Genomic DNA, 19,667 nt, shown 5'->3' with positions numbered 1-19,667 from the left:
CGTCTCTGACAATCAAAGACCAAAAAATTTCGACGAGTCATTCAGCAAAGACGCTGTCTACGATGGCGACTAACATGCTCTGTAACCGCTCGTTTCAACCGCCACCCATTTCATTCTGAACAATGTGCAAAATGGCGCAGTTCTGTATCCTCCAATCGCATATCCATACAGTCTTGCGCCTCACGTCCTAAAGCAGGAAAAACCGCATGCGCTGTTAAAATGCCTTGGCTGATAAAGCCACATTTCTCCAACACACGAATACTCGCGTGGTTGCCAATATGCGGGGCAGTGCGAATGCGCGTTATACCCAAGCTTTGCAGGTAAACAACGCCAAGTTTGCAGGCTTGGGTTGCATAGCCTTTTCCCTGATAGCGAGCAGAAATACCAAAATGGATTTCACTGCTGTCTTGCTCAGGTATCAGCACCAGACAGCCTATAGGAGTTTGAGAAGTGAGTTCTTCAATAGCGAAGACTAATAGATTGGGGGACTTTTGATCATATTGAGCGCGCCATCTTTCGATAGCTTCAAGGGTTTGGTTAGCATTTTGGTGGGCTTGGCGATTGAGGAAGTGGCATGCTTGTTCATCGCCTAAATAGTTTTCAAACAGAGGATCAGCGTCTGTTGTTTTGAGGTATCTGATTGCCACTTGTTGAGATTCAACTCTCATCATGATTTAGCTCTGATAAACATTCGGTTTCCAGATTTGCATGAAGTTTTCTACTGGATCAATAGGAGTGAACCCAAACTGTTCGTACAACCCATGAGCATCACGAGTTGCGAGCATCATACGGCGCAAGCCTTGTAGTTCTGGATGAGCAACAATTTCTGAGATCAACCACTTACTGATGCCTTTACCACGGTGTGCCTCCACTACAAACACATCGGCAAGATACGCAAACGTGGTGCGATCGGTAATTAACCGAGCAAAAGCGACGAGTTGATTTTCGTCATCCAAAACCGCGAAACAGAACGAATGGCGCAATGACTTCTCAAAGCGTTCTCTTGGAATACCCTTTCCCCAATAACTGTTTGAAATGAACTGGTAGATAACGTCTAAATCCATGTCATCTAACGACGTGGTAATTCGAAACCCTTGCATTGTATCCCTCAACATTGATTTATATTTTATCAGCCACACAGACAAGCGAGTTGGCATTCACCTCAAATGCTTGCGCTGACCAAGACTGGTACTTCTCTATGATTCTGAATCCCGCTTGTTCAAGGAAAACCTCTATGTCTTCCAGCGGACGATATTTTAAATCAATGCTGGAATACTCAATCGCTCCACCTTCAAAATGGCGCTCTTTCTTCAAATACATGATGGATGTTTGCGAGTCATACTCGGCCTTCATACCTAAATAATTCACTTCACCATAAGTTGGAGAAACATAGGTTTGCCACAGTGCCATCTCATTATCCAATTCTAGATTCTCTGGCGTTGGTAACCGCGTATCGAAGACAAATCGCCCACCTTTTTCTAGGTGCTTTGATATTGAGCTCAGTGCGCCTGCCAGCATGTCGTCACTTAAAAAGGCCTGAAATGCATTCCCTGTCATTATGGCTAGGTCAAACTTCTTACCTAACGAAAACTGCGTTGCGTCGAGATGAAGAAAACGCAAGTTACTCCTGCTTTTGGCTTTGTCCTTTGCGTGTTTGAGCATCCCTTCAGAAATATCAATGCCAATGGCTTCGTTGAGTGGCTCAGAGACTGGAATCGTGACAATGCCGGAACCACAACAGACATCCAGTACACTTCGAGCATTGGTTTCTTCGATTAACCTTCTGATGAAAGCAATGTCGTGATGGTAATGCTGCTCGTATTGGGCATCGTATTCAATGCCCGATCCGAACTCGGTTAAATCTTGTGTTTTCAAAAACAGTCCTTGTTTGTTACTTATTTCAGCGGTGTGACTTTTTCAGCTCTAGCATCAAGTATCGACACACATAACCAACACCAGATACATAACCAATCACATTTTCTAGGGAAACCACTTCCAACCCCGCCTGCTGACAGAGTTGTTCAACTTCACTTTCGGTATATGCCGTATGCACGACCGATCCACTATAAGTATTTCGGGGCAAATCTTGTCCATCCGGATCGTGGTATTGAAAGCTGATAAAACATCGTCCATTCGCAGTTAGCTTATGCGAAATGCACTCCAGAAGTTGTTGAGGCTCTGCTAGAAACTCAGTAAAACCAAGTGCGGTGATAAGGTCGAAGGTTTGTTCAAACAAAGGGGAAAATGGCTCATCGAGATTATGAACCGCGACGCTTTGATAGAGGTTAGTTTGGCGCGCTTTATCAACCATTTTGGACGAGATGTCTAAGCCATGGATGGCGAGTTCTGGATAGTGACTTTTTACGACATGGCCGATACTGCCAGTCGCACAGGCTAGGTCGAGAACCGAGCCTTGCTCGATGGGAAAGGTTTTTAACTTCTCAGAAATCCAACGTGGACCGACGTAGTGACTGTCATCCACCAACTTTTGATAGCGATCCGACACATCATCATACATTTTTGCTACGTTCATCGTTTCCTCCTTGATAACCAGAACGATGCTCGAATGTAGCACGCAATAAGCATCTAGACACTTATTGGTTAACTAGTTCTTTATGGTATGTGACAGACTGGTTGTTTAGGACAACAAAAAAATCCGATACTCAATATTTTGAATATCGGATTTTTATTTCGTTATCGAGCCAACCAAATTCTCGCCAATATTCCTATCGGCGTTGTGATGCCTGTCGTAATAGAGGTCACTTCACCATTTCTTAAAATATAAATGGTTGGAGTCACGCTAATTTTCCATTCACGCATAATATCGCTTGAAGGATCGTTTATGTTTTCAAAACGATATTCTTTTGCCTGCATAAACTGCGCCACACGCTCATTTGGCCCTGATGAGCCAGAAACACCAACTACGGCATAGTCATCACTCAGCCAGCTCACGCTTGGGCTTACAAATTTACAAGCGGGGCACCAAGTCGCCCAAAAATAAACAACGACAGGTTGTTCATGACTTTGCGCGATTGCATCGAAGTATTCACCATCGCTCAATACGGAGCTCAATGGTGGTGCCTCTTGTTTAGGAATATCTTTGGTGCGATACCAATCCATCGCGATAGAAATAACGGTGACAATGAGCACCATCTGTACGATTTGAATGAGCCAATATCGGAATGTTCTACGCTGCTTTGTCGAACTCATTGAATGGTTCCCCCACTCGCTTGTTTCACCGCGCTTAAAACAACATCATTAGTCAGAATCACAGGTAACGGGATACCTTGTGGCGCCGCCGGGCCATAGACGATGTTAAACGGCACGCCGTAACGCCCATGAGCTCGTAAAAAGTCCGTTACCGAGCCGTCCGGATGTGTCCAATCTCCTTTTAACGTCGCCACATTAGGGCTTTGCAGCAATGAGTAGACAGGATCTTGCCAGATCACGCCGATCTTGTTCGCTTTACACGTGACACACCAATCCGCAGTCACATCCACAAACACCACTCGCCCATTACTGACGTGCTCTTCAATTGCTGAATTAGAAAGCTTTTGCCAAGCTAGATCATCCGGAAGTGGCGTTGCCCACTGGTCAGCAGTGACACTGCCAAGTAGTAAGCCGCCAGCTATTAACACTAACGATGCGGTCCCTGATACAGCAAGTACTTTCTCACCATACACACGCTTAACTCTTGCCATCATGACGACAAAAGCAACCACAGCGATGAGTGCAATCCATAACATCGGTACATGATTTGCCATTAATGAAAGTAGCCAAACGCTGGTTGCCAACATCATTATGCCAAACACGATCTTAACGACATTCATCCATGGACCAGGCTTTGGTAGTTTTAGCGCGATACTTGGAAACACAGCGACTAAGATCCAAGGCAGTGCCATACCCAATGCTAATGCTGTAAAGGTTGCAAATAACGTTAATACGTCCGCGCCCAAGGCAAAAGCAACGGCAGTGCCTAAAAACGGTGCGGAACAAGGTGTCGCAAGCAAAGTAGCGAACATACCTTGAACGTAGTGACCCACTAGAGAGTTATCACCTTTCGATGCGAGCCATGTATTGGTACCCGATGACAGACGGATTTCAAATAACCCCAACATATTGGCGCCGAACAAAGCAGTGACTAGTACCATCAATCCTAGGAACCAAGGGCTTTGAAATTGCACGCCCCAACCGATCGCGTTACCCGTAAGCTTCAACACCAAAATGAATCCAGCTATCAGCCAGAACGAAGTGAGAATCCCCAGAGAAGAAGCGATAAACTGGGTACGAATTTGACGGCGCTCTACACCATGCGCAGCCACAATACTGCTGAGCTTCATCCCCAAAACCGGAAGAACACACGGCATGATGTTCAAAATCAAACCGCCTAACAGTGCAAATAAGAAAATACTCGCTAAAGAGGTAGTTGGCAGTGACGATGTAACCGCTCCTGCTTGTGCTTGTGTTACCTCTTCGACCAGCAAGTTATCATCTTTGATAGAAACATATAACGATTGTTCATTAAGCTCTACCTCACCCAGCCAGGTATCAACCGAGTAATTTGCTGTGACGATATCACCTTCTTGCTGAAGTCCATCCAACTTAAAGCTGTAGTCACGAATCGCATCACCAACACCATCCACCAACACTTGAGGATTTTGCCAACCTTGCGTGTTCTTTAGTTTGATTTGTAATTTGGATTGAGTCACATCCCAATTTGTTTGCGTGACCTCAACAAAAGGCGAAGATTGAGGAACATTACTCGCCGCTTGGGCGTAACTGAACATCACGTCTTCGTCCACTTTCAGCTCAGAAGGTAAGAACGTCAATTGGATTTGGTAGTCCGTCAGCACACAAATCGTCGTACAGGAAGAAAGCGTGAGCACTGCATCAATCGTGACGGGTTTCGACATATCGTCGATATGCAGCGTCATTGGGAACAAAGTGTCGCCTTTGTAACCGAGAGTCTCAATGCCCAATAACTCGAACTTTTGCGGATATGGCCATTGCCAATCAACCTTGCTCAGGTTTTGCGAGTTTTGCCAATCTATCGATGGCGCGACACCACCCTCGCCCGGCGATCGCCAATAAGTTTTCCAGTCTCCGGTTAACTTGACATCCAAATAACCTGTAAGTGTTTTGGCTTGCAGATCTTGTTGACCCGTTAGTACAAAGCGCGTTTGCACTGGAGGATGTTGCGGGTTGGTCATCCAACCGGTATCGGTAGTTTGTGCTGAAATATTCAGAGAGAACAAACTCAAAGCCAGCGTCATAAAGAACATAGACGCGAACTGAGTCAGTTTGGTAATTTGATTCATAGTAATTCCTAATAATAAAAACAAATGTGCTAAACCGCTGACGTTATTGGTCAGAAAGCACGTTTTTATTCTTGGAATACACAGAAAGTCAGATGGACTCGATACTTACGACCTATCGGCTCCGTCCAATATTGTGCGCGAATATAAGCGCAGCACATCCAAATAGCCGACGCCAAAAGACCGACAAACAGAACAACAATAAATGCATCGATCTGATGTTGAGAAAATTGAATTAACTTTTCAGACAATTCGCATTTGCTAGTTTCTTTAGCATCAATCGACTTGACGCTCGAACCCTCATCAGTAAGTGAAACAGCAGGCGATACCGTCTCGTACTTCATAGAGCATGACGATGCAAAACCTGAATTTTGCATCAGACACACGACAACCACCCAGCCAATAATCGCTAGTAGCCATTTCACCCGTTTATGTGGTGTGTGATGTCGTTTAGTCAATAAACTCATAAGAATTCAGATAAAGTAGGAACGAAGAAGATAATACGCGAGTCGTCATAAAGCTCAAGTTGTATCCACAAATAACATTAAGAAGCTTCACTCACTAAGCTCTAATCTAGCTTGCCATAAATATATGCCAACTCTGCGACGGTTTTCGCTGAGAACTTTTTCAATAGGTTAGCGCGGTGTACTTCAACCGTGCGCATTGCAATGCAAAGTTCGTCAGCAATTCGAATGTTGCGCTTGCCTGCAATGATCAAACGTAAAATGTCTTTTTCTCTGGGAGTGAGCGATTCATACGCCGATTTTGCCGCCGCCATATCAAGGTTTGCAGCCGACTGCACTTGCCCCTGCAAAATGGCTTGTGCCAACTCATCGCCTTTGACTGGCTTTTGGAAAAAATTGACCGCGCCAGCTTGTAATGCATCGACCGCCATCGGGACATCACCATGTCCGGTCAGGTAAATAACGGCCAAGGGACTGTTGGCTTGATTTAAAATTTGATGGACTTGCTGACCACGAAGATTTGGCATTCGACTATCAAGAATGACACACCCCGCTTGCTGAACGTCCACCTCATCGAGGAAAGACTGCCCATCAGCAAAAGTGGTGACGTTGAAATCATGTTCTTCCAGCATAAAAGCGAGCGAGTCACGCACCGATTCATCATCATCGACTACAAAAACAGGTAGCTGCTTTTCACCGCTGCTCATTGAATGCTCCTATGCCTAGTTCAGATTAGTTTTGATATGGAAACACAAGCTCAACCAAACAACCATGTGGTGCTATCGAGCTGATGACAAACTCGCCACCATGCATTTCCATCACATCGCGACAAATGGCCAACCCCAGCCCAAGCCCTTCTTCTTTGCTACTCACAAACGCTTGAGTCGGATTCTCTTGCTGCAACCCTGTACCATTGTCTAACACTCGAATAGAGAGTTGACTGATTTGGTAATCGCAATGCAGGGCAATTTTACCTTGATAACCTGATGAGTGATATTTCTCTTGGAACAAAGTACACGCATCAATCGCGTTGCTGATCACATTAACTAAAACCTGTTGTACGCCAACTGCATCGACAAGTAACGGACGAATGTTCCCTTCTATACTGGCCACAATAGAAATGTTTTGCTTCTGCATTCTAAAATGGAGCAACTCAATCGTGTCATCAATGAGTAGTTGAAGGTCACACGACGTTTTGTCGACACTGCGCTTGCGAATCAACGTTCTTAATCGCTGAATAATTGCATCGGCTCTTTCAACTTGGCCCTGTATTTTCTCAAGTACAGGGATAATATCTTCATGTGGGCGTTTTTTGGCCAAGCGAAGTAAACCGCCTTCACTATAATTGCGAATGGCTGCCAATGGCTGATTGAGTTCATGAGCAAGACTAGTGCCGATTTCTCCGACAATCGCGACCCTTTGTGAATGTTCTAACTGTTCACTTTTCTCTTTTAATCGTAACGATGTCTGCTCCAACGCTTGCTTACTCTTGCTAAATCGATACTCAAGCCAAAAGTGGTACGCGTTCAACACAATCACAAACATGAACAGCGCCCATGCCCATTCTTGATGACTACGCAGCCAGCGTAGAGCCTCACTCCACCAAGGTTGTTGCAACGGATGGAGATCCAACGCCTGATAAAGTTTGTCGATGCTCAGCAAGCTGACGGGGGACGTCCAACCTGACGCGCCTGCCGCAATAACCGCAGGGCGTTCAGGTGGCATCGCTAACAATACTTGCGCAATCTGTTTGGCGATCTGAGCTGAGCCGCGCTCTGTTTTGGCAAATGACCAGTTAGGATAAAGCGGTGTGGAAACAGCGCATAACGAGCGCTCGTTCGGCTGTTGATTTAAAACTCGGTAATTACTCGGTTGTAAAAGCCCTTCACTTAGCATCTGTTCCAATAAACAAGCAGGGACAACGGCCGCTTCCACATTGCCATCACGTAATTGATACAGGTTGGCATCAATAGGAAAACCAAGATAGCGGACATCAGAAAAGAAATCGTTTGGATTAAGCCCCATTTTGACTATTTGATAGCGCATCGTTAGATAACCACCAAACGCTTTTTCTGATACCGCCGCAACAGGACGTCCTGAGACATCTTGCACCGTTTGATAACTTGAATTGGCTCGAACCACCAGCGCCGAACCAATGCCGTAATTCGAGTTTTGTGGTGCTCTGCTGGTTAGCGTTGCCATCCACGACAGTGCGTATTGCCTACCCAACCGCACTGCCTGACCTGGGTTAGTTAAGATGAAATCCATGGTCTGAAACTTCACCGCTTCGCCCATTTCATCCAAGTTAAGGGGATGAAGGACAAAATGCACATCGGAAATTTGCTGATTGAGCCAATCAATGGTCGGTTGCCATCTCTGCTCGGCATAAAGATGACCACGTATCGCTAACACGCCCACTTCGACTTTTTGCTTGGCCTGTGGCTGCTCTGCTTTTTGCTCTTGCAGATCTGCTTGTTCAGAAACAGCGCCCTGAGCTAAAGATGCAAAGACAACCAAGCAAAGAATCCAAAACTGAAGCAACCGTGGCGTTTTGTTCATGATGAGTCGAATCGTTCCTTCGAAAATAATGAAGCAAGAATAACAGCTACCTTCCCTAAACCACATTTGTTTTAGATCAAGTTTGATCTGGGTATGTGGAAATCCACAATATAAGCCTCGCGGTGCATTTCTCACAATGGAATCAGTCAATTCAAATACAACAAAAAAAGCAGGTGAGTTATGGATTCCACCAAACGTCGCTTTCTCAGCGCGGTCACAGCCGGAGCCGCGTTAATTCCAGTCGCAGGCATTGGCACGGCAACTGCGGGAAACATTATTCGAAATAACCAGTCCGCTGACCGAAAAGGACAAGTGGGGAAACGTTATGCCATGGTGGTGGATTTGCGTAAATGCGTCGGCTGCCAGGCTTGCACTGTGGGTTGCAGCATTGAAAACCAAGCGCCTATCGGTCAGTTCCGAACCACAGTAAAGCAGTACGAAGTCACGCTGGATGATGGCTCTACAACCACGCGAGAAGCGAAAGCCTTTATGCTGCCTCGCCTTTGTAACCACTGCGAAAACCCACCCTGCGTGGCTGTCTGTCCGGTTCAAGCGACCTTTCAGCGCGAAGATGGCATTGTCATGGTGGATAACAGTCGCTGCGTCGCCTGCGCGTATTGCGTACAAGCTTGCCCTTACGATGCGCGTTTTATCAATGAGGACACCCTCACCGCAGATAAATGTACCTTCTGTGCTCACCGTCTAGAACAAGGTCTATTGCCTGCCTGCGTGGAAACCTGTGTTGGCGGTGCACGTGTAATTGGTGATTTGAATGATCCATCAAGTGAAGTCCGCCGCTTAATTGCGAAGCACCAAGACGACATCAAAGTGCTAAAACCCAATGAAGGTACCAATCCACACGTGTTTTATATCGGCATGGATGAACGCTTTACCAGCCATATCGACGGACAACCAGCTATTTACGACCCACAAGGAGATCGCGCATGAACATCACCGAAGTGTTAGTCCAACCTCAAGCGATGGCTTGGCTCCCGTGGGCGGTACAGTATTTCTTCTACATCGGTTCGGCTTATGCGGCTGCTATTTTATTCCTAATCGCCCTATTATTTGAAAAACACACCAGCCACAGACTGCGCGCTGCGCTTGTGCTGACGCTGGCCATCGGCGCCATCGTGGGGCCATTAGCGTTAACTGGTGATTTACACCAACCGGGACGCGCATGGCATTTTTACGCGCACATCACGCCGTGGTCATGGATGTCTTTAGGATCGCTTTTCTTGCCTGTTTTCTCAGGTTTAGCGGTAGTGACTGCATGGCTGTATCTCCGCCAGAATCTGATCAACTTACGTAATCAGCCAGGGAAAGTACTGCCTCTAATTTCAAAGCTGTCACTGGGTGAATGGGTGCTCTCTCGTAGAGCCATGCTTATGGTGTCCGCCATCACGGTGCTATCAGGCATAACCATTGCAGTCTACACAGGCGCTGAAATTGCGGTCGTAAAATCACGCTCGTTATGGCACCAACCAGCGTCACCGATTCTTTGGTTTGTTACTGCTTTTATGGGCGCAGTCGGCTTCGCTCTGCTGATTTGGCTCTTGCTGCCTAGTCAGTCAAAGACGCTGACATCTGGCGATACTAATTTACTGAAAAAATCGGTGGTAACGAGCGGCGTTCTGACGCTGATTCTCCTACCCATTTGGGCATCCAACAATTCCGCATTTTCACTCTATTCCAGCGAGCAATGGATACAAAATATAGCTCTGCTCACTTTGGTTATTTTAGGCAGCATCATCTTCGCGCTTATGACGATGAGAAACGCCAAATCGTCAACAACGTCTCGTATGTATCATGTCATGGGCACCTTGTGCCTGTCGTTGATCACGTTGGCAAGTGCGTGGCTGATTCGCTGGTTTACCATCATGGAAGTACAAACCATCGCCAAGTTCGATGCAGGGCTGTATCCATACCAACTCACTATGGATGGAAATGGCTGGATAGGCATTATCGGCATGCTCGGATTGTGGCTTGCACTGGCACTGCTCGGCTCGGAGCTGGTTCAGCCAAAACCAAATATCGAAGCAAAAGCCTCATCACTCACCTTAACTGAACGCTAATCAAAGGAGATTTCATCATGGATAACAAACGCCGTCAGTTTTTGAAATCAGGCATTGCAGTGGGTGGGCTTGGCGCATTCGCTGCGGGTTACGCCACCACAACCAAACATATGGTCGAAGGTGCGCTTGAAGGCACCGCCGGAGAAAAAACGCGTGATATTCACCACGGTAACTCGCTTGAACCAGAATACAAGGTCAACAACAAAGGCAACCTAATCCCGAATCCAAATCAGCGCGTTGCGCCATCCATGTGCTTTGGTTGTTGGTCACTGTGCGGGTTGCGTGTACGCATTGATAACCGCAACGACGAGATTTTGCGTATTACTGGCAACCCATATCACCCACTCTCTCATCAGCAACACATTCCGTTCGAAACGCCAGTCAAAGATGCTTATTTAAGTTTGGCAGGAGAAGCGGGCCTTGAAGGTCGCTCCACCGCCTGCGCACGTGGAAACGGGATGCTAGAAATTCGCAACAGTCCGTACCGCATCACTCAACCGCTGAAACGAGTTGGCAAACGCGGCGAAGGAAAATGGATTCCGATCAGCTACGAGCAATTGATAGAAGAAGTCGTTGAAGGTGGTGATTTATTTGGTGAAGGTCATGTTGATGGCTTACGCGACATTCGCGATTTAACAACGCCCGTAGATCCTGAAAACCCAGAATATGGCCCGAAAGCCAATCAACTGTTAATGACCAATGCTGGTAACGAAGGCCGAGACGACATCTTCAAACGCTTCGCGTTCAACAGCTTTGGTACGCGTAACTTTGGGCATCATGGCTCTTATTGTGGCTACGCATTTCGTGCTGGTAGCGGCGCATTTATGAACGATTTAGATAAGAACGCACACTTAAAGCCAGACTTTGATAATGCGGAATACATCATCTTCATCGGTATGTCGCCAGCTCAAGCTGGCAACCCTTTTAAGCGTCAGGCGCGCCAACTCGCCAATGCGCGAACAAAAGGTAGCTTGGAATACACCATCATCACGCCAAGTTTGCCTGCGGGTTCATCGAGCTTGGCTGCCGGTGACAACAACCGCTGGGTACCAATCAAACCGGGCACCGACTCTGCCCTCGTGCTTGGCATGATCCAATGGATCATCGAAAACCAACGCTACAACAAAACCTTCTTGGCGCAGCCGGGGGCGAATGCGATGAAACGTGCAGGCACAGCGCACTGGTGTAATGCTACGCATCTCGTGATAAGCGATGAGCAGCACCCGAGAAACGGCACGTTTTTACGCGCGTCGGATCTGAATCTGCCATTCGAGGGCGAAGCGTTGTCTGATTCCGATCCGTACGTCATCGTGGATGCTCAAAGCGGCGAATTTGGTGTTCATACCCAGACAGGGGAAGCGGCACTGTTTGTCGATAAAACGGTTTCGCTTGCATCAGGCGAAGTGCGAGTAAAATCTTCCCTGCAAAGACTCAAAGAAGAGGCGTTTAAATACAGCCTTGAGTTCTACAGCCAACAATGTGAGATTCCTGTCGAACAAATTGTTGAACTAGCAAAGCGCTTCACCAGTTACGGAACAAAAGCGGTGGTCGATACCCACGGTGGCAACATGCACACCAATGGGTTCTATAACTCGTTTACCATCATGATGCTCAATGCGTTGATTGGAAACATCAACATGAAAGGCGGAGCGATGGCGAAAGCGGGTGGCTACCCAACTTCCGCTGCGGGTCCTCGTTACGACTTCACCAAGTTTGCTGGCAAAGTCGGCCCGAGAGGTATCTTTCTATCGCGCAGTAAATTCCCATACCACAAGACCAGCGAATACAAACGTCGCGTTGAGGCAGGTGAATCCCCTTACCCAACTCGCGCCCCTTGGTATCCGTTTGCCGCGCCACTGCTGACAGAGCACCTATCTGCGGCTATTGATGGGTATCCATATCGCGTTAAAGCGTGGATCAACCACATGGCGAACCCGATGTATGGTGTACCCGGTTTGAAAACACTGCTGGAAGACAAGCTTAAAGATCCAAAGCAGCTCGGTTTGATTGTGTCTGTTGATGCGTTCATTAACGAAACCACCGCGTTGTCGGATTACATTGTGCCGGACACCGTTACTTACGAAAGCTGGGGCATGGCAACGCCTTGGCACGATGTTCCGGTGAAAACCGTCACCGCTCGTTGGCCGATAGTGGAAGCGCGAACAGAGAAAACCGCCGACGGTCGCTCGATTTGCTTAGAGAACTTTCTGATTGATGTTGCTAAGAAAATGCAGCTGGGCGGTTTTGGTGACAATGCAATTCAAGATGCACAAGGCAACTGGCACGCTCTCCATCGCGCCGAAGATTTCTATTTGCGAGCTGCAGCAAACTTGGCTTATGTGAAAGGCGGCGTGCCTGAAGTTTCGGCAGAAGACATTGCATGGTCAGGCTTAGAGCGTTTAATGCCAGCGATGCAAAGAACGCTAACAGCGGATGAGATGAAACGAGTGGCGTTTATTTTTGCTCGCGGCGGACGCTTTGAAAATGCAACCGAAGCGTATCAAGGTGATCAAATGAAGCACAAATGGACACGACCTGTTGCGATATGGAATGAACGTGTCGGCAGCGCAAGAAACACCATGACGGGAGATTTCTACACGGGTTGCCCAACATGGCATCCACAAAAACTGGCCGACGGCACACCAATGGAAGACCAGTTCCCAAGCTCAGAATGGCCTTTCAGCCTGACTAACTTTAAATCCAACATTCACAGTGCGGTATCCAACCTATCGCCAAGGTTGAACTCGATCAAAGGCGTAAACCCAGTGTACATCCATCCAGTCGATGCCGAACACGCAGGCATTAAAACGGGTGATGAGTTTGTTATCGAAACGCCATCTGCAAGCACCAAAGCACTTGCGATGATAGTCAGCGGGATTCGCCCTGGCACACTAGGATTTGAACATGGTTTTGGTCATACCGAGCTAGGACAACGCTCGCACTGGATCGGCGATAAACAGCAACCCATAAAAACTCGCAGCCAAGATGGTGTCAACATTAACGACATCGGATTAATTGACCCAACCCGAGAAGGGAAAGGCGTGTTGTTGGATTGGGTGGTAGGAGCCGCGGCTCGCCAATCATTACCAGCCAAAATCCGCAAAGCTTAGTAGACAACCAAACCTGAAGAGCTGCCATTTAGCAGCTCTTCCCATCCTCTAAATATGTGGAAATCCACAATACCTTTAGTTATTGATAAAGCCGACAATACAGCACCCAAGTCACTATCACAGTAGACACTTGGAGATATTAATAACAATTAAAGTGAGTCAGCATGTCAAAAATACTACCTGTGGTGACGGCCTGTTTGCTGGCAACCACAATGGGCGCAAGCGCCTCGTCTATTCCGGAAAAAGCCAGCGTGTGTAGTGGTTGTCACGGCCAAGATGGCATGGGTCAACCAAATATCGCTCCGATGATCGCTGGTCTGAACGCGAATTATCTCAACACTCAAATCGAACTATTCCTTAGTGGTGAACGCCAAAATGTGGTCATGCAAGGCATGGCGAAAGAGCTTAGCGATCCTGCCGTTCGTAAAGAAGTCATGGATTACTTTGCTAACCTTCCAAGCTACGAGTTCACTAACCCAGAGCAACGCGGCGACCAAGCCGACATTCGTAACCCGTATCGTAAATTAATCTTCCAAGGTGATTGGAATAGAAACATTCCAGCTTGCGCGACTTGTCATGGAGCCAGCGGAATGGGCGTCGACAAATTCCCTCGCCTCGCAAGCCAACATGCTGATTACTTAAAAACGCAATTGATGGCATGGAAAAACGGCACTCGCAGTGGCGATCCGCTCAATATGATGGGGACCATCGCAAAAAATCTCACTGACAAAGAGATCGAAAACCTTGCTTACTACTTTGCCTCATTACGTTACTAGGAGCAGTCATGAAACGTTTCTATTCTTTGTTCGCACTGCCTTTCATTTCTACGCTCGTACTAGCGAACGACCCGTTACCGGACCGCCAGAAAGAGCTACCTGCGATAGAAAAAGAAAATCACGGTGAATATTTGCAGCCTCGCGATCTGAGTAAAATTCCAAACACCGCCTTTGGTGAGCAAGTAAAACGTGGTTATTCCCTATTTGTTAACTCGCAACAGATGCGCGGCAAATACGTTGGCAATGAGCAAAACTGTGTGAACTGCCATATGGAAGCAGGACGAAAAGCCAATGCAGCACCGCTGTGGGCGGCTTACATGGCCTACCCGGCTTATCGCAAGAAAAACGATCGCGTAAACAACTATGCTGACCGTATCCAGGGTTGTTTCGAATATTCCATGAACGGTAAAGCGCCCGCTTACGATTCGCCAGAAATTGTTGCTCTTAGTGCTTACGCCTACTGGTTGGCGATGGGCGGCTTGCTCGACAAACATGGTATGACGGATGAACCCATTCCAGAGCTAGACGCTAAAGCGTTGCAAGTTGGTGGAAAAGCAAAAGACTTCCCGTTGCCCGAAGCCATCGCACAAGCATTACCAATTGAAGAACGAGGTAATCTCTCTGGACGTGGTTACCCAAAAATCGCCGCCCCTGAGCAAGAACCATCACCAGAGCGAGGCGCACTGGTCTACGAAAAGAACTGCGAAACTTGCCATCGCGCCGACGGCTCGGGTATCAAAGGCACCGACGGCCATTCATACATTCCTCCGCTTTGGGGCGAATTTGCGTATAACTGGGGTGCAGGTATGCACCGCATTAACACTGCGGCCTATTTTATTTATGAGAACATGCCACTTGGAAAAAGTGTGCAGCTGACTGAGCAAGAAGCTTGGGACGTTGCTGCGTACATCAATAGTCACGAACGCCCACAAGATCCTCGATTTAAAGGCAGCGTCACCGCAAATGCTGAAAAATACCACCAGCACCAAGGTTACTACGGCAAAACACTAAACGGTAAGCAAATAGGTAAAAACGCATTTGCAAGCGGAACGGTTGAATAGCAACGTTAGAGCTTGCCGTATAACTATATCCTTATGTACATTCCTGCCCTATGCTTGGGCAGGTTCTTTCTCTCATCCCAAAGATCACCATTTCATTTGCTTCACTCAAACCACTTCTATGCGGTAACGACTTCCCAATTTCAAACCCTAGCAGTAAAATGTTGCATACTTTTCAGCATTGCTTGGCATGTTTTAGCAACACGAGTACGGCGATTGCAAAAGTAAGAAACTCGTAAACTCCTGAATCAAAACAAGCGTGTCTAATGAAAAAAGAGTATTCTTAGGACAAATGAATCCAAAACCTACCCGATGAGTATTCAACCTAATTCCCGTCAGTTAATTTCATGCGAAGAATGCGGCCTTGTTGTTCGTATTCCCGATATCGATCAAGGGCAAAAAGCTCAATGTCCTCGATGCGCGCATTCTCTGACAAAAGTGAATGCTAAACCCTATCAAAGCGTGATCGCCATTTCATCGGCATGTTTGATCATGTTGGTGTTAAGCATTTCTTTTCCTTTTATGTCGTTCAGTGTGCAAGGGCTATCGCAAGAAATCACCTTATTGCATGCAGCCAAAATGCTGGCTGAATTTCAAAATGTACTTTTAGGTGTGTTACTTCTCGCAACGGTCGTCGTATTGCCTGCTATCTATGTCGGTCTCATTCTCTTTCTTCATCTCGAAGCATTAAAAGCGCGTAAACATACGCCATCCAAAAAACAGCAACGAATGACGAAAGTTTTATGTCGCCTTCTGTTTCGAGTCGAACCCTGGCTGATGGTCGATGTATTCTTGATTGGCGTATTAGTCAGCTTAATTAAAATCGCTTCTCTGGCAGACATTGGAATGGGGACTTCATTCTGGGCGTTCTGCGTTTATACCGTACTGGTAGTCAAATGTATTTCTATGGTTGACAAAAGCTGGCTCTGGGGACACTTCATTCCAGCCATCGTGCTGCCCGATGTAAATGAGGGCGATACGCACCATAACCACAACCATATTGGTTGCCATACGTGTCACCAACTCAACCCAATTGAAGCGAAAAAGCACCAATACTGCATTCGTTGTAAAAGCCCTATTCATAAATACAACCCAGCAGATAATTTACAAAAAGCTTGGGCGCTTTTGTTTGCGTCAGTCATTTTCTATATCCCCGCGAATCTTTATCCAATGATGTATACCGTAAGCCTTGGACATTCAGAAGGCTCGACTATCATGGAAGGGGTAATACTGCTTTGGCATTTAGGTTCTTACCCTATTGCGATGGTAATTTTCTTTGCTAGCGTATTCATTCCAATGGCGAAAATGCTGGCACTCGCGTGGCTGTATTACAATGCGCAAAAAGCGCGATATCTTCCTCCTGAAGAAAGTATTTCACGCTTAAAGATATACCGCTTAACTGAGTTTATTGGTCGTTGGTCCATGATCGATATCTTTGTCGTTGCCATCTTAGTTGCACTGGTTCAGTTGCAAAACTTAATGGCGATTTATCCAGGCCCTGCTGCGCTCTCTTTCGCGGCAGTGGTCATTTTCACTATGCTTTCTGCAATGATATTTGACTCACGTTTGTTGTGGCAGTTGCCACAAAACGAAGTGCAGGAGCCGATTTCTGACAACTTAAACGAGAAAGCCAAATATGAGTGATGAGAACAACGTAACCGCTCAAATAAAACCGCAAAAGCAGATTTCTGCGATCTGGATTGTCCCGATCCTTGCGCTAGCCATGGGAGCGTGGATGCTGTTCCAATACATCAACAGTACAGGCCCACAAATTACTCTCCAACTGCCGACCGCAGATGGGATTGAGGTTGGTAAAACCGAGATCCGAGCATTGAATGTTAAAGTCGGTCTGATTACCGAAGTCACTCTCAGTGAGAACTATGATCACATCATCGCCAAAGCGCAGATGAATAAAGACGCGGAGCGCATGCTGCGAGATGACACGATGTTTTGGGTGGTGAAGCCTCGAATTGGCCGTGATGGCGTTTCAGGTTTAGAGACCTTGCTCTCTGGCGCTTACATCCAACTTCAGCCGGGTAAATCCAAAGTAGAAAAGGAGCACTTTACGGTATTAGATGTGCCACCGGTCGCTTCTCCTGATGCAGAAGGCCTGCGTCTTGTATTAACGCACCGCGAAGCTGGCAAACTAGGTGTTGGTGACCCGGTTATTTATAAAGGCTTTACCGTTGGTCGTGTAGAGAAAACCAGCTTTGATGTTGATACTCGCAAGGCGCTGTATCAACTCTTTATTTTCAAACCTTATGACAGTTTAGTGCGCACTCGTACTAAGTTTTGGCTGAATTCTGGTGTTGATTTACAGCTCAATGCCGAAGGGTTTGAAGTTAAGTTTGGCTCGCTAGAGAGCATGCTAACGGGTGGCGTTACCTTCGATACTGTTCCAGGCCTTGAGTCCGGTGAACCACTCACAGAAGACATGGTTAACTTCCGCTTATACGATGATATTAAGCAGCTGAGAGAGGGTATGTACGATGACTACATTGAGTTCGTCATGTTATTTGATGAATCTGTCCGTGGCTTAAAAGCGAATGCGCCTGTTGAGTACCGCGGTCTTCGTATTGGTACCGTAACGAGAGTACCGATGCGTTTACCAACACCAGAAGAAAACTTCTCTGCGAAAAAAATTCCTGTTTTGGTGCGCGTTGAGCTCGGTCGAGTGTACGGAGATTTAGAATCCCAATCTTTATCTATGTTCAAAGAGAAGTTGAAGGAAGAGTTTGCTCGCGGTCTCCGTGGCACCTTAAAGACTGGTAACTTGTTAACTGGCGCGCTTTATATTGATGCAGACTTTTATCCTAATGATGATCAGTACGTTCCAAGTGAATTTGAAGGTTTAGATGTTTTCCCAACCATGCGTGGTGGTTTTGCCCAAGTCCAGCGCCAAGTCAATGACTTCCTAAATAAGATTAATAGCTTACCAATGGAAGAAACGCTTAACTCTCTCAATTCAACGTTAAAAACGTCGGAAAAGACGTTGGCGTCAGCAGAACGTGTCGCGGACAGTATTGATAAACTTTTAAATCAAAAAGAGACGCAAGAGATCCCAACAGATATTCGCCAAAGCTTGCAGCAGTTGCAAAAAACACTCGATGGTTATGGACCAAACTCAACCATGTACAATGAAATGGAAGCCACGCTCAAAGAACTAGAAAGCGTGATGACAGAGTTTAAACCCGTACTTAAACAGCTAAACGAAAAGCCAAACTCTCTCGTGTTTGGAGAAGATGAAATCAGTGACCCAATCCCAGTTAAAGGCCAAAACTAATGAAACGAGTATTCTTTTTGTCTATCGCGCTATTTGTCGGTCTAACGGGTTGCAGTAGCACTCCAGAAACTAAAGGGGCTTTGTACCTTCTACCTAAGGCGGAACCAGTGACTCTGAGCTCTTCTGATATCTCACAGCGCCCTACTTTAGTTGTTCGTCCAGTAAAACTGGCAAGTTATTTAAACGACAGTGGTATCGTTTACCGAACCTCTGAGACTCAAGTTATCCAGGCAAGAAACAATCAATGGGCGCATAGTATTTCCGAGCAAATCACTCAGAGAGTCGTCACAGAACTACGCCACAAACAGACTCATTACTGGCCGACTGAAATGAACAACCTGTTGGTTCAAAATGGTGAAGCCAAACTACAGCTTACGTTAAATAAATTTAATGGTAGCTACAAAGGCAATATCGAAATTGAGGGGGAATGGTTACTCATCAATGCTGAAGGTAAGGTAGAAAACAGTGCACCAATACAAATCTCTCAGCCTCTACAGGACGAAGGCTATGGAGCACTTGTCGACGCACTGTCCGTCGGGTTGGAAGAACTTACTTCGGACATTGCCAAAAAAATCTAAGATCGATGTTAATTACAGGGAAGCAAGTTGCTTCCCTTTTTGTGCTGCGAGAAGTTTTTAGATCGAAATAGATGTAGATAATCAAGCGAGACAAATTGATCTTAGTCAGACTGCAATCCGTTCTTTGGTGCTACTCTACGGCAAAATATAAAGCCCCATCCTATGGCCTTATGTAGAGGTCTTGTTGATAAGGTTCTTGAGTAGCAATGTCGATTAACATTTCCGATTTAACCACCGCCCTAAATAAGGTGGAGCATATTCATAAAGTTCAGCTTGAAAATGTGCATCAGTTCTTTAAAGCAAACGAAGCTTTCTCGGTAAAAACGTTCAGCCAACTTATATCTAGTGACTCACTTGATGAGCGATTTAAAACCATCGACAAGGCCTTCTCTTTGCTTGGTGATGTGAAAACCTACCTTTTAGAAGCGTCCTACTTAGTTAAGTAAAAA

General features: G+C 46.5%; 18 protein-coding genes. 9 read left to right on the top strand and 9 right to left on the bottom strand.

Annotation, left to right across the window (positions count from 1 at the left end):
- Window positions 1–110: 110 nt before the first annotated feature.
- The 9 genes from FKN08_RS02775 to FKN08_RS02735 all read right to left on the bottom strand — a co-directional run bounded on the left by FKN08_RS02775 (window position 111) and on the right by FKN08_RS02735 (window position 8,338).
- Window positions 111–671, bottom strand: coding sequence for a GNAT family protein (locus FKN08_RS02775; RefSeq protein WP_170891299.1), 561 nt, complete (start codon window positions 669–671; stop codon window positions 111–113).
- Window positions 672–674: 3 nt separating this feature from the next.
- Complete coding sequence (locus tag FKN08_RS02770; RefSeq protein ID WP_170891297.1) at window positions 675–1,100, bottom strand: GNAT family N-acetyltransferase; 426 nt, start codon at window positions 1,098–1,100, stop codon at window positions 675–677.
- Between the two features lie 19 nt (window positions 1,101–1,119).
- Window positions 1,120–1,875, bottom strand: a complete 756-nt coding sequence (locus tag FKN08_RS02765; RefSeq protein WP_170891295.1) for a class I SAM-dependent methyltransferase — start codon at window positions 1,873–1,875, stop codon at window positions 1,120–1,122.
- Between the two features lie 25 nt (window positions 1,876–1,900).
- Entirely contained in the window at window positions 1,901–2,533 is a 633-nt protein-coding gene (locus FKN08_RS02760) for a class I SAM-dependent methyltransferase (protein ID WP_170891293.1), read from the bottom strand.
- A gap of 161 nt (window positions 2,534–2,694) precedes the next feature.
- A complete protein-coding gene (locus FKN08_RS02755; protein WP_104975007.1) occupies window positions 2,695–3,210 on the bottom strand; it encodes a protein disulfide oxidoreductase in 516 nt (171 codons plus the stop codon).
- Entirely contained in the window at window positions 3,207–5,318 is a 2,112-nt protein-coding gene (locus tag FKN08_RS02750; protein WP_170891291.1) for a protein-disulfide reductase DsbD domain-containing protein, read from the bottom strand. Before FKN08_RS02750 ends, FKN08_RS02755 begins: the two co-directional genes overlap by 4 nt.
- 65 nt (window positions 5,319–5,383) lie before the next feature.
- Window positions 5,384–5,782 (bottom strand): hypothetical protein, encoded by a 399-nt coding sequence (locus tag FKN08_RS02745; protein WP_031780603.1) that lies wholly within the window; start codon window positions 5,780–5,782, stop codon window positions 5,384–5,386.
- A gap of 101 nt (window positions 5,783–5,883) precedes the next feature.
- Complete coding sequence (locus tag FKN08_RS02740; RefSeq protein ID WP_170891289.1) at window positions 5,884–6,486, bottom strand: response regulator; 603 nt, start codon at window positions 6,484–6,486, stop codon at window positions 5,884–5,886.
- 25 nt (window positions 6,487–6,511) lie between these two features.
- On the bottom strand, window positions 6,512–8,338 hold the full coding sequence (locus FKN08_RS02735) for a sensor histidine kinase (RefSeq protein WP_170891287.1): 1,827 nt from the start codon (window positions 8,336–8,338) through the stop codon (window positions 6,512–6,514).
- A 180-nt stretch (window positions 8,339–8,518) separates the two neighbouring features.
- On the opposite strand from FKN08_RS02735, the gene dsrO reads away from it, so the two are divergent.
- From dsrO to FKN08_RS02690, 9 genes are all read left to right on the top strand, one after another.
- Complete coding sequence (gene dsrO / locus FKN08_RS02730) at window positions 8,519–9,286, top strand: sulfate reduction electron transfer complex DsrMKJOP subunit DsrO (protein ID WP_145473701.1); 768 nt, start codon at window positions 8,519–8,521, stop codon at window positions 9,284–9,286.
- Window positions 9,283–10,413 (top strand): NrfD/PsrC family molybdoenzyme membrane anchor subunit, encoded by a 1,131-nt coding sequence (gene nrfD, locus FKN08_RS02725; protein WP_170891285.1) that lies wholly within the window; start codon window positions 9,283–9,285, stop codon window positions 10,411–10,413. The genes dsrO and nrfD overlap by 4 nt, the downstream gene beginning before the upstream one ends.
- 17 nt (window positions 10,414–10,430) lie before the next feature.
- A complete protein-coding gene (locus FKN08_RS02720; protein ID WP_170891283.1) occupies window positions 10,431–13,523 on the top strand; it encodes a tetrathionate reductase subunit A in 3,093 nt (1,030 codons plus the stop codon).
- A gap of 164 nt (window positions 13,524–13,687) precedes the next feature.
- A complete protein-coding gene (locus FKN08_RS02715; protein ID WP_170891280.1) occupies window positions 13,688–14,299 on the top strand; it encodes a c-type cytochrome in 612 nt (203 codons plus the stop codon).
- 8 nt (window positions 14,300–14,307) lie between these two features.
- The gene (locus FKN08_RS02710; RefSeq protein ID WP_170891278.1) at window positions 14,308–15,360 is read left to right on the top strand and encodes a c-type cytochrome; all 1,053 of its coding nucleotides are present in this window, start codon (window positions 14,308–14,310) and stop codon (window positions 15,358–15,360) included.
- Window positions 15,361–15,669: 309 nt separating this feature from the next.
- Window positions 15,670–17,001, top strand: a complete 1,332-nt coding sequence (locus tag FKN08_RS02705) for a paraquat-inducible protein A (protein ID WP_170891276.1) — start codon at window positions 15,670–15,672, stop codon at window positions 16,999–17,001.
- Window positions 16,994–18,640, top strand: coding sequence for an intermembrane transport protein PqiB (pqiB, locus tag FKN08_RS02700; protein WP_005397101.1), 1,647 nt, complete (start codon window positions 16,994–16,996; stop codon window positions 18,638–18,640). The genes FKN08_RS02705 and pqiB overlap by 8 nt, the downstream gene beginning before the upstream one ends.
- Window positions 18,640–19,218, top strand: a complete 579-nt coding sequence (locus FKN08_RS02695; RefSeq protein ID WP_145532900.1) for an ABC-type transport auxiliary lipoprotein family protein — start codon at window positions 18,640–18,642, stop codon at window positions 19,216–19,218. The genes pqiB and FKN08_RS02695 overlap by 1 nt, the downstream gene beginning before the upstream one ends.
- 206 nt (window positions 19,219–19,424) lie before the next feature.
- Window positions 19,425–19,664, top strand: a complete 240-nt coding sequence (locus FKN08_RS02690; protein ID WP_005397103.1) for a hypothetical protein — start codon at window positions 19,425–19,427, stop codon at window positions 19,662–19,664.
- Window positions 19,665–19,667: the final 3 nt, after the last annotated feature.

Origin of the sequence: Vibrio sp. 1-2 (7-a) (assembly GCF_013048515.1) — a bacterium.
GTDB lineage: Bacteria > Pseudomonadota > Gammaproteobacteria > Enterobacterales > Vibrionaceae > Vibrio > Vibrio diabolicus.
This window is presented reverse-complemented; position numbering and strand designations above follow the sequence as displayed.

Coding starts and splice junctions, on each gene's coding strand:
- nrfD (WP_170891285.1), top strand. CDS start 9,283: ATGAACATCACCGAAGTGTTAGTCCAACCTCAAGCGATGGCTTGGCTC.
- FKN08_RS02750 (WP_170891291.1), bottom strand. CDS start 5,318: ATGAATCAAATTACCAAACTGACTCAGTTCGCGTCTATGTTCTTTATG.
- FKN08_RS02720 (WP_170891283.1), top strand. CDS start 10,431: ATGGATAACAAACGCCGTCAGTTTTTGAAATCAGGCATTGCAGTGGGT.
- FKN08_RS02735 (WP_170891287.1), bottom strand. CDS start 8,338: ATGAACAAAACGCCACGGTTGCTTCAGTTTTGGATTCTTTGCTTGGTT.
- FKN08_RS02740 (WP_170891289.1), bottom strand. CDS start 6,486: ATGAGCAGCGGTGAAAAGCAGCTACCTGTTTTTGTAGTCGATGATGAT.
- FKN08_RS02745 (WP_031780603.1), bottom strand. CDS start 5,782: ATGAGTTTATTGACTAAACGACATCACACACCACATAAACGGGTGAAA.
- FKN08_RS02715 (WP_170891280.1), top strand. CDS start 13,688: ATGTCAAAAATACTACCTGTGGTGACGGCCTGTTTGCTGGCAACCACA.
- FKN08_RS02755 (WP_104975007.1), bottom strand. CDS start 3,210: ATGAGTTCGACAAAGCAGCGTAGAACATTCCGATATTGGCTCATTCAA.
- FKN08_RS02690 (WP_005397103.1), top strand. CDS start 19,425: ATGTCGATTAACATTTCCGATTTAACCACCGCCCTAAATAAGGTGGAG.
- FKN08_RS02760 (WP_170891293.1), bottom strand. CDS start 2,533: ATGAACGTAGCAAAAATGTATGATGATGTGTCGGATCGCTATCAAAAG.
- dsrO (WP_145473701.1), top strand. CDS start 8,519: ATGGATTCCACCAAACGTCGCTTTCTCAGCGCGGTCACAGCCGGAGCC.
- FKN08_RS02695 (WP_145532900.1), top strand. CDS start 18,640: ATGAAACGAGTATTCTTTTTGTCTATCGCGCTATTTGTCGGTCTAACG.
- FKN08_RS02710 (WP_170891278.1), top strand. CDS start 14,308: ATGAAACGTTTCTATTCTTTGTTCGCACTGCCTTTCATTTCTACGCTC.
- FKN08_RS02770 (WP_170891297.1), bottom strand. CDS start 1,100: ATGCAAGGGTTTCGAATTACCACGTCGTTAGATGACATGGATTTAGAC.
- pqiB (WP_005397101.1), top strand. CDS start 16,994: ATGAGTGATGAGAACAACGTAACCGCTCAAATAAAACCGCAAAAGCAG.
- FKN08_RS02775 (WP_170891299.1), bottom strand. CDS start 671: ATGATGAGAGTTGAATCTCAACAAGTGGCAATCAGATACCTCAAAACA.
- FKN08_RS02705 (WP_170891276.1), top strand. CDS start 15,670: ATGAGTATTCAACCTAATTCCCGTCAGTTAATTTCATGCGAAGAATGC.